The 14846-nt window shown below is 63.9% G+C and carries 13 protein-coding genes and 1 rRNA gene; 4 read left to right on the plus strand and 10 right to left on the minus strand.

Annotated elements, in window-relative coordinates; genetic code table 11:
* Nucleotides 1-15 precede the first annotated feature (15 nt).
* The 6 genes from recN to FHG09_RS17330 are packed head-to-tail and all read right to left on the minus strand — an operon-like array spanning nt 16 to nt 5486.
* Nucleotides 16-1719, minus strand: a complete 1704-nt coding sequence (gene recN / locus FHG09_RS17305; protein WP_152348882.1) for a DNA repair protein RecN — start codon at nt 1717-1719, stop codon at nt 16-18.
* Nucleotides 1720-2661, minus strand: a complete 942-nt coding sequence (locus tag FHG09_RS17310) for an NAD kinase (protein ID WP_227492838.1) — start codon at nt 2659-2661, stop codon at nt 1720-1722. It lies immediately after the preceding gene.
* Nucleotides 2658-3464 (minus strand): TlyA family RNA methyltransferase, encoded by an 807-nt coding sequence (locus FHG09_RS17315; protein WP_152348883.1) that lies wholly within the window; start codon nt 3462-3464, stop codon nt 2658-2660. The genes FHG09_RS17310 and FHG09_RS17315 overlap by 4 nt, the downstream gene beginning before the upstream one ends.
* Nucleotides 3461-3673 (minus strand): hypothetical protein, encoded by a 213-nt coding sequence (locus FHG09_RS17320; RefSeq protein WP_152348884.1) that lies wholly within the window; start codon nt 3671-3673, stop codon nt 3461-3463. The genes FHG09_RS17315 and FHG09_RS17320 overlap by 4 nt, the downstream gene beginning before the upstream one ends.
* The gene (locus FHG09_RS17325; RefSeq protein WP_227492839.1) at nt 3673-4647 is read right to left on the minus strand and encodes an HAD-IIA family hydrolase; all 975 of its coding nucleotides are present in this window, start codon (nt 4645-4647) and stop codon (nt 3673-3675) included. The genes FHG09_RS17320 and FHG09_RS17325 overlap by 1 nt, the downstream gene beginning before the upstream one ends.
* A complete protein-coding gene (locus tag FHG09_RS17330; protein WP_227492840.1) occupies nt 4644-5486 on the minus strand; it encodes a hypothetical protein in 843 nt (280 codons plus the stop codon). Before FHG09_RS17330 ends, FHG09_RS17325 begins: the two co-directional genes overlap by 4 nt.
* Nucleotides 5487-5600: 114 nt before the next feature.
* Here FHG09_RS17330 and FHG09_RS17335 point away from each other — a divergent pair, with 114 nt between their 5' ends.
* The 4 genes from FHG09_RS17335 (at nt 5601) to FHG09_RS17350 (ending at nt 11179) form a co-directional block, all read left to right on the plus strand.
* Nucleotides 5601-6200, plus strand: coding sequence for a hypothetical protein (locus tag FHG09_RS17335; RefSeq protein WP_152348885.1), 600 nt, complete (start codon nt 5601-5603; stop codon nt 6198-6200).
* Between the two features lie 730 nt (nt 6201-6930).
* Nucleotides 6931-8442: an aldehyde dehydrogenase family protein gene (locus FHG09_RS17340; RefSeq protein WP_152348886.1), complete on the plus strand. Its 1512-nt coding sequence runs from the start codon at nt 6931-6933 to the stop codon at nt 8440-8442.
* A 40-nt stretch (nt 8443-8482) separates the two neighbouring features.
* Entirely contained in the window at nt 8483-10051 is a 1569-nt protein-coding gene (locus FHG09_RS17345; protein ID WP_152348887.1) for a GMC family oxidoreductase, read from the plus strand.
* 156 nt (nt 10052-10207) lie between these two features.
* On the plus strand, nt 10208-11179 hold the full coding sequence (locus tag FHG09_RS17350) for an AbiH family protein (RefSeq protein ID WP_152348888.1): 972 nt from the start codon (nt 10208-10210) through the stop codon (nt 11177-11179).
* Between the two features lie 213 nt (nt 11180-11392).
* On the opposite strand, the gene FHG09_RS17355 is transcribed toward FHG09_RS17350, so the two are convergent.
* The 4 genes from FHG09_RS17355 to rrf all read right to left on the minus strand — a co-directional run bounded on the left by FHG09_RS17355 (nt 11393) and on the right by rrf (nt 14777).
* Complete coding sequence (locus FHG09_RS17355) at nt 11393-13195, minus strand: BCCT family transporter (RefSeq protein ID WP_152348889.1); 1803 nt, start codon at nt 13193-13195, stop codon at nt 11393-11395.
* A gap of 232 nt (nt 13196-13427) precedes the next feature.
* A complete protein-coding gene (locus tag FHG09_RS17360) occupies nt 13428-14033 on the minus strand; it encodes a hypothetical protein (RefSeq protein ID WP_152348890.1) in 606 nt (201 codons plus the stop codon).
* A gap of 151 nt (nt 14034-14184) precedes the next feature.
* Complete coding sequence (locus FHG09_RS17365) at nt 14185-14574, minus strand: hypothetical protein (RefSeq protein ID WP_152348891.1); 390 nt, start codon at nt 14572-14574, stop codon at nt 14185-14187.
* An 84-nt stretch (nt 14575-14658) separates the two neighbouring features.
* A 5S ribosomal RNA gene (gene rrf / locus FHG09_RS17370) occupies nt 14659-14777 on the minus strand.
* Nucleotides 14778-14846 lie beyond the last annotated feature (69 nt).

The following is a 14846-nucleotide window of genomic DNA, read 5'->3' on the forward strand; positions in this document are numbered from 1 at the left end:
AGCGTCCTTGACCTCTCATGTGCCGCCGATGACTTCGTCCTTGACCTGCCGAGCATTGTCGAGCAGTTCGGCCGCGTGGGCCTTCGCCGAGGCGGAGTCGTCCATTCCGGCCAGCATGCGGGAGAGTTCGATGACGCGGTCCTCGTCGGACAGTTCCTGCACGCCCGAGCGCACGGTCTCGGCGTCATCGTCCTTGACGATGGTCACGTGCGTGTCCGCCCAGGCGGCGACCTGCGGCAGGTGGGTGACGACGATGACCTGGGCATTGCGGGCGAGTTTGGCCAGTCGGCGGCCGATCTCCACGGCCGCTTTGCCTCCGACGCCGGCGTCGACTTCGTCGAAGACGTAGGTGGGGATGGATTCGCTGGCGGCTCGAACGACTTCGATGGCGAGCATGACGCGGGAGAGCTCGCCGCCGCTGGCGATCTTCGCAATATCGTCGGGAAGGGAGGATTCGTGGGCGGCGAACGTCAGCCGGACCTCGTCGGCCCCGTGCGTGGTGGGTTCGCGGTCGGAGATCTCGAAGGCGACCGACGCCTTCGGCATCGACAGGGCGGCGAGTTCGTCGCTGACCGCTGCGGAGAATTCGTCAGCAGTGGCCCGGCGGATCTCGGTGAGCGCCGAGGCGGCCTGCTCCATGGTCTCGCGGGCCTCGTCGAGTTCGGCGTCGAGTCCGTCGAGGTCGCGGTCCTCGGCTTCGAGTTCGGCCAGTTCCGCGGCCGATCGGGTTTCGAAGTCGAGGACTTCGGCGACGTCCTGGCCGTAGGGGGCCAGAGTGCCGAGTTCCGCTCGCCGGGCTTCGGTCTCTTCCAGCGAGGTCTCGCCGAGTTCGTCGAACCCGGAGAGGTAGTTCGACAGTTCCGCGGCGGAGTCGGACAGGCGCAGCACAGCGTCGCCGAGGGCTTCGCGGATGGTGACGAGTTCCTTGTCGGAGCCCTCGACATCGGCGATGGTGCTGATGGCCTGGTGGACGAGATCGACGGCTGCTCCCGCGTCGTCGATCTCCGAGCCGAGCAGCAGGTCGTGGGCGGCACCGACGGCGCGGGTGATCTCGGCGGCGGCACCGAGCTTCGCCGATTGCGCGGCCAGAGTTTCGTCTTCCCCGGGTTCGGGACGGACCTTGTCGATGGCCTCCAAGCAGCCGCGCAGCCACAGGATGCGTTCGCGGCGGGCGGCGGTGGAGTCTTTGATGCGAGTGACGCGGGCTTCGGTCTCGCGCCAGTCCTCGAAGGCGGCACGGTAGCGGTCGGCCACTTCGGTCAGCGCGGTCCCACCGGCGGCGTCGAGGAGGTGACGCTGTTGGGCGGCGCCCTTGAGGCGCAGCTGTTCGGACTGGCCGTGGAGGGTGATGAGGTCCGAGGAGATGTCGGTGAGCACGGAGATCGGCACGGTGCGACCGCCCGCGGTGGCGCGGGCTCGGCCCTTGAGCGCCACGGTGCGGGAGATGATCGCTTCGTCGTCGGCGCTGCCGCCGGCTTCTTCGATGCGCTCACGCACGGGCTTGGCGACACCGGTGAAGATGCCTTCGACTTCGGCTTTCTCCGCACCCTTGCGCACGACTCCGGAGCCGACCTTGCGGCCCATGAGCAGGGACAGGGCGGAGACGAACATGGTCTTTCCCGCACCGGTCTCACCGGTGACGACGGTGAAGCCGGTGTCGAGTTCGACGGCGGCTTCGGCGATGACGCCGAGGTGGGAGATGCGCAGTTCGGAGATCATTCAGGCCTCCTTGATCGGTCCTCGCCAGCCGGAGACGGGCAGGCGGAACTTAGCGACGAGTCGGTCGGTGAAGGGGCCGGTGTGGAGGCGGGCGAGTCGGATCGGCGACTTCGAACGGGTGGCCTCCACACGGGCCCCGGAGGGCAGTTCGAGGGCGCGGCGGCCGTCGCACCACAGCACGGCGGAGAATTCGGGGTTCGTCGGGGAGATCTCCACGCCGAGGCGGGAGGTCGGGTTGACGACGAGCGGTTTGGAGAACAGGGCGTGGGCGGAGATCGGGACGAGGATGAGTGCCTCGACCTCGGGCCAGATGATGGGTCCGCCGGCGGAGAACGAGTACGCGGTCGAACCGGTGGGGGTGGCGAGGATGACGCCGTCGCAGCCGAAGGAGGACACAGGGCGGGCGTCGACGCCGAGGACGACGTCGATCATCCGGGATTTCGAGGTCTTCTCGATGGTCGCCTCGTTGAGCGCCCAGGCGTTGAAGATGTTCTCGCCCTCGTGCCATACGGACACGTCGAGGGCGAGTCGTTCCTCGACGGAGTAGTCGCGTTGGGAGGCACGGTGGACCGCCTCGGCGAGGTCTTCCTTCTCGCTTTCGGCGAGGAAGCCGACGTGGCCGAGATTGACGCCCATGAGCGGGGCGCCGGAGCCGTGGAAGCGTTCGGCGGCGCGCAGGATCGTGCCGTCCCCGCCCAGGACGATGACGAGTTCGCAGGCGTCCTTCCACTCCCCCAGTTCGGAGGGGTCGATGATGGTGCAGTGGTGGAGGACGGGCTCGTCGTCGACAGCTTCGGCCTGGCGGGCGCGGATGCCGACGATCTCGTCGGCGAGGACGACGGGGGTGATTCCGTCGTCGAGGAGGGCCTTGCACACGCTGACAGCGGCCACGGCCGACTCATCACGTTGGGGGTGCAGCAGCACCATGATGTGTCTGGTCACGACTCTCCTCTCATCATTTCGTCCAGGTGGGCGGGGATGTCTGCTTGGTCGAGCCTATCGGACTGATCATGCGTTCGGCCTCGTCGAACACGCAGGAAGTACTCTCGGTTCCCGCTGGGGCCCGGCAACGGTGAGGGTGCGATGTCGGTGACGCGGGCGCCATTGTCGCTCACGGACTCGAGGACGGAGTCGATGGCGCGGCGGCGACTGTCCCGGCCGGTGACGACTCCGTGTTTGTCCAGGGAGGCGCGTGCCAGTTCGAATTGGGGTTTGACCATGAGGAGGAGCTCCCCGGCTGCGGCCGTGGCGGTCAGCAGCGGGCCGATGAGCAGGCGCAGGGAGATGAAGGAGACGTCGGCGACGACGAGGTCGACGGTGGGCACGTCGGAGTCGGCCAGTTCGCGGAGGTTGAGTCCTTCGCGGACGTGCACGCGCGGGTCGTCGCGGAGGATGGGGGCGAGCTGGTCGTGGCCGACATCGACGGCCCAGACCTCGTCAACGCCGTGATGGAGGAGGACTTGGGTGAAGCCTCCGGTGGAGGCGCCCGCGTCGAGGGCGGTCAGCCCGCCCAGTCGGTCGGTGAGATCGAAGGCGTCGAGTGCGCCGAGGAGTTTGTGGGCGCTGCGGGCGACCCAGGGGTCGGGTTCGGTGACGGTGAGTTCGTCGGTGTCGGTCACGTCGTGGGAGGCCTTGGCGGCGGTGCGGCCGTTGATGCTGACGCGGCCGGCGGCGATTTCGCGGGCCGCGCGGGAGCGGGAGTTCAGCATCCCGCGGTCGACGAGTGCCCGGTCGAGTCTGCTCACAAGGAGCCCACCTGCGCGTCGAGGTCGCCCAGCAAGGAGTTGAGTCGTTCGTGACGCTCGGCAGCCGGTGCCGCTTTGGCTTCGGCGAGGCTGGTCCGCCAGGCTTCGACCGGCACGTCTCCGCTCACCGAGGCGGGGGTCGGGCCGGGGGTCGCCCCTGGATTCGGCACGTGGTTCGGTCCGGGCGTCGGGGTCGGGGTCTCGCTCATTAGTCTTCACCGATCCGATGGGGCAGGTGTCCTTCGGCCAGGACAGCCTCGGCGTCGGTCTCCCCCGCGTCGATGGCCGCCCAGGCGCGGCGGAGTTCGGCTTCGATCCGGGCGGACTCGCCGCGGTCGGTGCCGGTGATGAGGGCTTCGAGTCCGCGCAGGTTCGGCAGGATGAAGGTCGGGCGGCTCTCGGCGCCGGCGCGCAGGGCGTCGTGGATGTCGTGGATCCCCGTGAGGACGAGGGCCGTGTCGATGCCGGCGGCACAGCCGCCTTCGATGTCGGTGTTGAGTCGGTCGCCGACCATGAGCGGTCGACGCGCACCGAGGCGGCCGGCCGCGAAGTCCATCATGTGCGGGGCGGGTTTGCCCACGATGACGGGAGTGGTGTCGGTGAGTCGGGAGATGAGGTCGACGAAGGCACCGTTGCCGGGGACTTTCCCGGTCTCCGTGAGGAGGGAGTAGTCGGGGTTGCTCGCCCACCATTCGGCACCGGAGCGGATGATGTCGCAGGTCCGGACGATCTTCGCGTAGTCGATCTCCGGGTCGAGCCCCTGGGCGACGGCGACGGGGTTCGCATCCGGCGAGTGTGTGATCTCGAGTCCGGCGTCGTCGAGCGCGGTGCGCAGCCCGGTCGTGCCGAGCAGGTGGACGCGTGCGCCGGGTCCGAATCGTTCAGCCAGGCGTTCGGCGAGGACCTGCGCCGAGGTGGTCACCTCGTCTGCCGAGGCGTCGACACCCATTCCGGTGATCTTCTCGGCAGTGGCTTCGGGCGTGCGGGTGGCATTGTTCGTGACGTAGTTGACGGGGATCGACTGGGAATGGAGCCAGTTGATGCCGTCGGCGGCTCCGTCGATGGCGTGGCTGCCGTGGTAGACGACTCCGTCGAGGTCGAACAGGACACAGTCGATGGGCACGCCCGTGGCTTCGGGCGTGGCCCCATCTGCTGAGTGGTTCTGTTCGGCTGCCAGTGTCACTTGTCTCCGTCGGCCTCGGCGAGGATCTCGTCGAGTTCGGACTCGATCTCGTCGTCGGTGATTGTGACCGACTTCAGTTCCTTCGCCGAGACATGTGTCTTCGACTTCGGAGCTGCGGCAGGCCCGTCGGACGTCGCACCTGTCTCTTCCGACGCTGTGCCTGCTTCGGGAGCAGTTTCTGCTTCGCCAGCGGCGTCGGCTTCTGCCGGGGATTCTTCGGCTGCGGGAGCCTCGGGCTCGTCCTCGATCTCTTCGACGGTCTCTATTTCGACACCGGCGTTGAGGTCCGGCTCTTCATCACCGAAGAGTGTGCCGGTCGCCTTGGCGGTCCGGCGGGAGAGCTCTTCGTATTTGTCGGCGAGTTCGGCTTCGCCGTCGATACGCAGCACCTCGGCGTAGGCGGCCATGAGACGGACGAGTCCGCCGCTGGGCTTCTGAGTGAAGTCCTCGGCCTCGATGAGTCGGCGCGCACCGGCGATGTCGTCGAGGTCGGACTTGGCTCCGGCCGCGACGATGACGAGTTCGGTGTGGGTGTCGTTGTCGAGGTCGAGCTCCTCGGAGTTCTTCAGCAGTTCGAGGGCCTTCTCGGGCTTGCCGCGGCCGCGTTCGGCGTCGGCGATCAGCGCGATGTTGTCGTTCGAGCCGGAGATGCGACGGTGGGTGCGCAGCTCGCGGACGGCTTCGTCGTACTTCTCCACGTAGTACGCGGCGATGCCGAGTGCTTCGCGGACGACGGCGACACGGCCGGCTCTGGCCATGGCGGCCTTGGCGTGTTCGTGGGCGCGTTCCGGGTCGAGGTCCAGCAGGCCGCCTGCGGCGACGAGGTGCTTGGCGACCATGGCGGCGTTCTCTTTGTCGAGGGAACGCAGCTGCGATGAGATCTCTTTGTCGAGTTCGCGGCCGGTGACGCCTTCGGGGATCTCGGGTTCCTGAATGCGCGGACGGCGTGCGCGTTGGTCGCGTGCGTATTCGCCGGTGTCGGTCTTGCGGGATGCGCGGCGATCGTTGTCGTTGCGTCCGTATCCGCCGCGATTGTCGTCCCGACGGTTTCCGCGGTACCCGCCCCGGCGATCGTCACCGTCGCGACGATCCCGGTCGAAGCCACCTCTGCGGTCGTCATCGTTGCGGCGATTGCCCTGGTAACCACCACGGCGGTCGTCATCCCGACGGTTCTGGCCATAGCCTCCACGCCGGTCGTCGTCCCTACGATTGCGATTGAATCCGCCACGACGATCATCGTCGTTCCGACGGTTCCCCTGGTAGCCGCCTCGGCGGTCGTCGCCATCACGACGATCCCGGTTGAAACCGCCACGACGATCATCGTCGTTGCGGCGATTCTGGCCATAGCCGCCTCGGCGATCATCATTGTTGCGGCGATTGCCCTGGTATCCGCCCCGACGGTCGTCGCCATCCCGGCGGTCTCGGTTGAAACCACCCCGACGGTCGTCATCGTTGCGACGGTTGCCTTGGTAGCCGCCTCGGCGGTCGGACTGGCGTGGCCCGCGGCCGTCCCGGTTGTCCGGTCGACGGTTGCGATTGTTGTCGCGATCTGAGCGGTGACCGCCATCTGCGCGGCGGTTGTCCTGGCTGTCTCGCGAATCCCCTTGGGCCACGATTCTCCCTATGAAGTCTTTTCGATGTTCCGCTCTATTCTAGTCCACTCATCGCCGAGGCGCCTTGTGGGCGGGGACACGTCGGCATAGGGATTCCGCCCGTTGCTGCACCCGTTGCTCGGTGAGTCAATGCCCAGGTCACCGCCTCAGCGCTCTGTTAGAATCAAGGCGAATCCAGTGGAACGGCCGACGGCCATCGAAGAGGTTCGGCGGCAGCGGATGTCCGCGCCGCCTCGACACCAGGGGATGAATGACACCTGACGTGGAAGCCCATTGTGCGGATGACGGACGTCTCCGCGACTCCACGAGCAGAATTTCCGGCTCCACCGCCCCTCTGTCCCCCGCGAGGGTCGCCCTGTCGTTCGCGAGAGGCGCCCTGTCTTTAACGAGAGGTGCCCTGTCTTTCGCGACCGACGGCACATCCCCGTCAGCGGCAGTCCCTCGGCAGGTGATGACCAATATCACCTGCCTGTGTGACCAGCATCATCCGATTGCGCATTCGGTCCCTGACTTCGCCTATTGTGATTTCCGGAAGCATGCGAATCGATGCCGCCTAAGCAGTTCGCAACGCAGGTCAGAACGCAGATCCGCAGCCGCCAGGCAACGCAGTGACACCACACGCCCCACTGACGCGCCCGTGCGTTCGGCCCTTCAGATCACATGATCGCTCATGATCGTTCACCCGCTAGTAAAAGGAGAAATCGTGCCCAACACACTCTTCATCGACGGACAGTGGGTTTCAGCCGTCAACGGTGGAACCCGGAAGATCCACAACCCAGCCGACGGCAGCTTCGTCGCCGAGGTGGACGAAGCCAGCCCCGCGGACACCGAGCTGGCGATCAAGGCCGCCCGTCGTGCCTTCGACTCCGGCGTCTGGTCCTCCGTTCCTGCCAGCGAACGCGGCGACCTGCTGCTGAAGTTCGCCGCCGTTCTGCGTGAGCGCAAGGACGAATTCGCGCGGGCCGAGTCCCTGGACACCGGCAAGCGCTTCGTCGAATCGCAGATCGACATGGATGACATCGCGAACTGCTTCGACTACTTCGGCAAGCTCGCCGGAAACGACGCCGGACGTGTCGTCGACGCCGGCACCGACACCGTGGCCTCGAAGATCGTGCACGAACCCGTCGGCGTCTGCGCGCTCATCACGCCGTGGAACTACCCGCTGCTGCAGGCCGCATGGAAGATCGCCCCGGCCATCGCCGCCGGCAACGCCTTCGTCCTCAAGCCTGCCGAGCTGACCCCGCACACCGCGATCCTCACGATGCAGGTGCTCGAAGAGCTCGGTCTGCCGGCCGGAGTCGCCAACCTCATCCTCGGTGCGGGTGCCGATGCCGGTGCCCCGCTGTCGACCCATGAGGACATCGACATGGTCTCGTTCACCGGGGGCCTGGTCACCGGTCGTCTGCTGGCCCGGAACGCCGCCGACACGGTCAAGAAGATCGCTCTCGAGCTCGGCGGCAAGAACCCCAACGTCATCTTCGCCGATGCCGACTTCGAGGCGGCCGTGGACAATGCGCTCAACGGCGCTTTCGTCCACTCCGGGCAGGTGTGCTCGGCCGGTGCCCGACTCATCGTCGAGGAATCCATTGCCGAGGAATTCGTCAACCGCCTCGTCGAGCGTGCCGAGCAGATCCGCCTCGGCGGTCCCTTCGATGACAACGCCGAGACCGGTCCCCTGATCTCCGAAGCACACCGCGACAAGGTGCATGCCTATGTCGAGAAGGGTGTGGCCGAAGGTGCGCGTCTGCGCTGCGGCGGCACGTTCGGTGAAGGCGATCTGGCTGACGGCTTCTACTACCTGCCCACCGTGCTCGACCAGGTCAAGCGCGGAATGTCGGTCGTCTCCGATGAGGCCTTCGGTCCCGTCGTCACCGTCGAGACCTTCTCCACCGTCGACGAGGCCGTCGAGATCGCCAACGACACCTACTACGGTCTGGCCGGAGCCGTGTGGAGCCAGGATGCGGGCAAGACCCAGCTGGTCGCTCAGCGTCTGCGCCACGGCACCATCTGGATCAACGACTTCCACCCCTACCTGCCGCAGGCCGAATGGGGCGGTTACAAGCAGTCCGGCTTCGGTCGCGAGCTCGGACCCACGGGTCTGGCCGAGTACCAGGAAGCCAAACACATCTACCAAAACCTCGAACCGGCAGTCACCGGTTGGTTCCCCGACCACACCAAGTGACTCGGTGACCCGGCAGACGAACTTCGCAGAATAAGGAGAAATGACAGTGAAGACCACTCACAGCTTTGACTACGTCGTCGTGGGCGCAGGCTCTGCAGGAGCCGCGGTCGCCGCTCGCCTGAGCGAGGACCCCGAGGTCAGCGTCGGACTGCTCGAAGCGGGCCCGACCGATGTGGATGAGGACGTCATCCTCAGCCTCGACCGGTGGATGGAGCTCCTCGAATCCGGTTTCGACTGGGACTACCCGGTCGAAGAGCAGGAGAACGGCAACTCGTTCATGCGCATGGCGCGTGCGAAGGTCCTCGGCGGCTGCTCCTCGCACAACTCGTGCATCGCCTTCTGGGCCCCGCGCGAGGATCTCGACGATTGGGAGAACGAGCACGGCGCCGCCGGCTGGGGTTCGAAGGACACCTTCGGCCTGTACAAAAAGCTCGAGAACAACGAGCGCCCCGGTGACCACCACGGACACGACGGTCCGGTCAGCCTCATGGATGTGCCCCCGGCCGATCCCTGCGGTGTCGCACTCCTCGACGCCTGTGAGCAGGCCGGCATCCCCCGCGTGAAGTTCAACGAGGGCGAGACGTTCACGAAGGGCGCGAACTTCTTCCAGATCAACCGTCAGGGAGACGGCACCCGTTCGTCCTCCTCGGTGTCGTACCTGCACCCGATCCTCGAGCGTGAGAACCTCACCATCCTCACCGACACCCAGGCCAAGGAGCTCGAGTTCGATGAGGCGGACAACTGCACCGGTGTGCTCGTGGTCAACAACGCCTTCGGCAAGACCACCCGTATCGAGGCGAAGAGGGAAGTCATCGTCTCCGCTGGTGCCGTGAACACCCCGCAGCTGCTCATGCTCTCGGGGATCGGTCCGAAGGATCACCTCGCCGAGGTGGGAATCGAGGCCCGCGTGGATTCGCCGGGAGTCGGTGAGAACCTCGCCGACCACCCCGAGGGTGTCATCTCGTGGGAGGCCAAGAAGCCGATGGTCGAGGAGTCGACCCAGTGGTGGGAGATCGGCATCTTCTCCACCACCGAAGACGGCCTCGACCGTCCGGACCTGATGATGCACTACGGTTCGGTGCCGTTCGATATGCACACCCTGCGTCACGGCTTCAAGACCTCGGAGAACTCGTTCTGCCTGACCCCGAACGTCACCCATGCCCGTTCGCGGGGCACGGTGCGTCTGCGGTCGAAGGACTTCCGCGACAAGCCGAAGTTCGATCCCCGCTACTTCACCGATCCGGAGGGCTATGACATGAAGGTCATGATCGCCGGAATCCGGAAGGCGCGTGAGATCGTGTCGCAGGACGCGATGTCCGAGTGGGCCGGCGAGGAGCTGTTCCCCGGCAAGGACGTCCAGACCGATGAGGAGCTCGCCGAGTACATCAGCAAGACCCACAACACCGTCTACCACCCGGTCGGTTCGGTGCGCATGGGTGCTGCCGATGACCAGACGTCGCCGCTGGATCCGCAGCTGCGGGTCAAGGGCGTGGGCCGTCTGCGTGTCGTCGATGCCTCGGCGATGCCGGAGATCACCACGGTCAACCCGAACATCACCGTGATGATGATGGGCGAGAAGTGCGCGGAGATGATCAAGAACGGTCAGTAGTAACCGACTGGATCACTTGTCCCCAGGATCAGCGGCGGACACTTTCTAACAAAACGGGGGTGGGAGGGGCAGAAACGCTAGCGTTTCTGCCCCTCCCACCCCCGTTCTTTGTATATTGGCAACGACAGCACCGTGTCCTCCTCGAAAGGCCAACGAATGTCATATCTGCTAGACGCCGAAGAATATCACCAAAATCAAATATGGGAACTGCTTCCCTCTCCCCTGCCGCGAAATATCAACCATCTTGCTATCATCGGAAATGGTCTGGACTTAGCGGTCGGCCTCGAATCACGATACATGGATTTCCGTGACTTCTTTTTAAATTTGGCAGAACAATCGGAACAGCAAGGAGATCAGTCATTAAAAACTATTTATAAGCAAATAAAACAAATTACCGAGGACGATTGGTCCGACTTTGAAACAGCCCTTGCGAAGGTCAATCTACCATCGCACGTCGCTGACTTCGAATATGCCGATGCTGGCGATCTCAGCGAGATGGACTACCTCACAACCGAAGGTACAGAATACGGCGACGAATTCACAAGCAGATTAGCCCGTACCTTTTCTGACTGGGTAAAATCCGAAGTCAGTCAACAATCACCCAAAAATATTCCGGATAGTATTAAAGAGCTAATCGCTGGAGCCGATGCGTTCATTACTTTTAATTACACCACTACCCTTCAAGATCATCTCGGCGTCGTCAATTCGCAAATATTGCACGTCCACGGTACCGCCGACTCCTCGAGTGAGCCCTACTTCGGGTGCCCCGCGGGAACCTCGAGCGTCAACCAACACGGCAACAACAGCATTAATGAAGCTGCCAGAAATCAAACCCACGAGCAAATGGTCCAACAGCTAGTTAAACATCCTCGTTTGGATTTGATCGAAGCGTTTCTCAGCAAGAGCGGCACCCTCAAGAATGTGTCATCTTTCGGGTTCTCGTTTGGCGATGCCGATCATGAATATGTCGAATCCTTAATTTTGCATACTGACGCCAACACCAAATGGATCAACTATTGCTATAACAACCTTGATCAATCCCCAGATAGAACCGAAGGCGCCTTCGTCTCTAAAAACACTCTCAAAAATCTCGGTTACACCGGATCCATAGGTTTCAGATCAGCCTGAATAGTTCCCTTAGGTGGTTGGGTGAGAAGCGCGCGGAGATGGTCAAGCCAGGGCAGTGATCGCGACTGGTCCGCCAGATGCTGAGATCACCGAGGCGGCCCTGTGCTGACTCGATGACCTGAGCTGAATCGACGAAGGGGGCGCTGCGATTGCAGCGCCCCCTTCGTCATGCCCGGCTGCGACAGTCAACTGTCACGTCGGGGCTCGTCGCCCTCAGCCGGCGTCATCGCCCTTTCCTTGGCTGTGACTGGTCGAGCGGCTGCCCGTGCGGCTGGCCAGTGTTCCCTCTCGACGGCCTTTGTGACTATGTTCTTCGATATAGGGGTCACGGAACTCGGGTGCCGGTTCGACCGCTTCGGGTTCAATGACGACTTCCTCGTGCTCGTCGTATTCGTGGCCGAACTGTTCGTCTCCGCCCTGACGGCGTTCGACTTCTTCGGGCGGTAGGACCTTCTTCCAGCGGCGCATGCGCACACGCGGCAGTATGCCGGCGTCCTCACGCAGGGCTCGCATGAGGGCGTAGATCTGGAAGTAGGCGATGATGAAGAACGGCAGGCCGACGAGGATGATCGTCGATTGCAGCGCTTCGAGTCCGCCGGAACCGGAGAACACCAGCAGTGCGGCGGTGACGACGGCGACGGCAAGTGCCCAGAAGATCCGCTGCGGCAGCGGGTTGAAGTCTTCGTGGCCGTTGTTCATAGTGTCCACGACGAGCGCGGCGGAGTCGACCGACGTGACGAAGAAGATCACCACGAGGACGATGGCGACCACCGATACGGGTCCGGCCAGCGGATAGTGGTCGAGGAACGCGAACAGGGCACCCGGAATGTCTCCCTGGTCGACGACTCGGTCGACCAGTCCCCCACCCTGGTTGAGCTCGATGTCGAAGGAGGCGTAGCCGAAGATGCCGAACCACAGGACCGAGAACGCCGAGGGAATGGCGAGCACGCCGATGACGAACTGGCGGATGGTGCGTCCGCGGGAGATGCGGGCGATGAAGATTCCGACGAATGGGGACCAGGTGATCGTCCATGCCCAGTAGAAGACCGTCCAGGTGTTCTGCCAGCCGGTGTCGGCGAAGGTGTCGTTCCACAGTGCGAGTTCTGGCAGCTGCTGGATATAGGTGCCGAAGGATTCGAAGACGCCCTTGGCCATGAACAGGGTCGGGCCGAAGATGACGATGAAGACGAGCAGCAGCACAGCCACGACGATGTTGAGGTTCGACAGGACCTTGATCCCCTTGTCGAGGCCGAGTGAGACCGAGATCGTGGCCAGTCCGCAGACGACGCCGATGATGATCAGCTGCCACAGGGCGTTCTCGGGGATGCCGATGACCTGGGCGAGTCCGCCGTTGATCTGGAGTGTGCCCAGGCCGATCGAGACGGCGATGCCGAAGACGGTGCCGATGATGGCGACGACGTCGATGGTCTTGCCGATGGGTCCGTGGATGCGCTCACCGAGGATGGGCTGGAAGATCGAGCTCACGCGCGGCGGCAGATTCCTTTTGTGGATGAAGTACGCGAAGCACAGTGCAGGCAGGGTGAAGATCGCCCAGGTGTGCAGGGTGAAGTGGTAGTACGTGAAGTTCATGGCGTCGACCGCGGCGGCGGGCGTGCCCGGTTCGATCCCGAGGGATCCGCGGGGTGGGTCGCCGAAGTGGCTGACGGGTTCGGCGACGCCCCAGAACATGAGGATCGAGCCGATGCCGGCGGCGAAGAGCATGGCGAACCAGGCGCCGTTGGAGTGCTCCGGGGGTTCGTCGTCGGGGCCGAGTTTCGCGCGTCCGTAGCGGGACGCGGCGATGTAGATGAGGAAGGCGACGAAGACGGTGACACCGAGGATGTAGAACCATCCGAGGTTCGTCAGCAGCCAGTCCGAGGCGACCGAGACGCCGGCGTCGAGCTGGTCGGTGAAGAAGATCGTCCCGAGGACGAAGATGATGATCACGGCCGCTGAGGAGAAGAAGATGGCCGGGTTGGTGCGGAGTCTCAATGCATCGTGCATCTTGTCGAGCATGGCGTACCTTCCGTCGGGATGTTGCCGTCCACACTACAGAAGCAACCCTTGGTTTCAACAGAATCGGTTGTCACGAATTCGTGTCGTTGCGTAAGAGCGCCCCCCTCGCCGAGGCGGCCCACCCGATGCTCGTCCCCTTCGCCTGCATCGGCCGGAAGTCAGAGAACGGCAATCGGTGCCCGAACCGTTCGAGGTTCGGGCACCGTTTCGTCAGCCTCAGGAGGAGGGCCTGTCAGTGTCTGGGGGCGTCGCCGTCTCCGCTGTCGCCGAGAGGATCTGCCCGTCGGTCGTTGTCAGTCAACGGGTCTCGCGCTCCGCGCTGGTCGACGCGTGGATCGACGTCATCAGTCCTCGGTTCGTCGGCACGAGGCCGTGTTCGGCCTTCTGCCGGCTGGTCAGGACGGACCGCGTGCTGCTGAACAGGTTCGTCAGAATGGCGGGGGTCGCCTGTGTGCTGTGGTGTCTCAGGGTCCAGTTGGTCGGCGCGCTGCAGTTTGCGTTCGTGTTCGAGGCGTTCGGCTTTCACAGCCTCTTCACGTTTGACGGCGTCGAAGTCGATCTTCTCGGCTTCGGCTGCCTGACGCTCTGCGTCTGCGGCTCGTGCATCCGCTTCGGCTTGGGCCAGTTTGGCGTCTGCTCGCTGCCTCTCGACGTCAGCCTCACGGGCGCGCACCTCGTGTTCGGATTCAGCTGCCTGCTGTCGAAGCTGTGCTGCTTCTTCTCGCTGACGTTCCCGCTTCTTTGCGGCAGCTTTACGGCTGACGGCAATGATGATTCCAACGATGATCAGGACGACGACGATGGCGACGACGATCCAGATGATGGTTGTTGCGTTCATGCGGTCTCTCCTTTGCTGTCTATTCGGATGTCGCTATTCATTTGCATCCGACGCAGCGGACAGTTTCATCGTGACACGCCGCTCACTCTTCGACAAGCATTTGGACGTCACAAGGAGCGCGAGTCCGCTGATAGACGACCGTACCCGTGCTTCAGATGGGGTCGCCGCGCACCATCAGTTCCATGACGATCCACTTGGCAAGGACCTCTGGGTCGACAGTGAGCATATGTGGCATCCGCAGCGTCCGTCGGCGTCCGGGACTGTCGGCGGAGCGGATGCTGACATCGATGTACGAGCTCACGTTGACCTTGGTGAGGTGAACTTCGAGGATGCGGGCCCACGGCACAACTGCGTCAGGAAAGTCTGGAGTATCGCCCCAGATGCCGTCGTCGCTGACGATGACCTGCGGTCCGTGCGAATCGGCGCGGCGCAGCCGCAGTGCTGAGCCGGCAGACCGGAGAAACTGTTTGGTGCGTCCGAAGTTCAGTTCCACCCGGCCGTGTTGCGCGAGTTCGCTCTGCAGCGTCTCAATCGTCGTCATCGTGTCCGTTCGTGAATAGCGGAAAGGGGTCCCACGCCAACTGGTTTTCACCAGTCGGAATGGAACCCCTTTCCTCAAAAAATATTGCGGCGGTCACTTACTCTCCCACAACCACCAAGTTGCAGTACCATCAGCGCGAATGGGCTTAGCTACCGGGATCGGAACGGTTAACCGGGCGTTTCCCCACCACTATCACCACCGCAAAACCAACAAACCACCACACCCAAACCCAAGTTCAGGCGGTAGCGGTCCAAGAACCGCACAGCGAACGC

The organism is Brevibacterium sp. CFH 10365, assembly GCF_009299785.1.
Lineage (GTDB): Bacteria > Actinomycetota > Actinomycetes > Actinomycetales > Brevibacteriaceae > Brevibacterium > Brevibacterium limosum.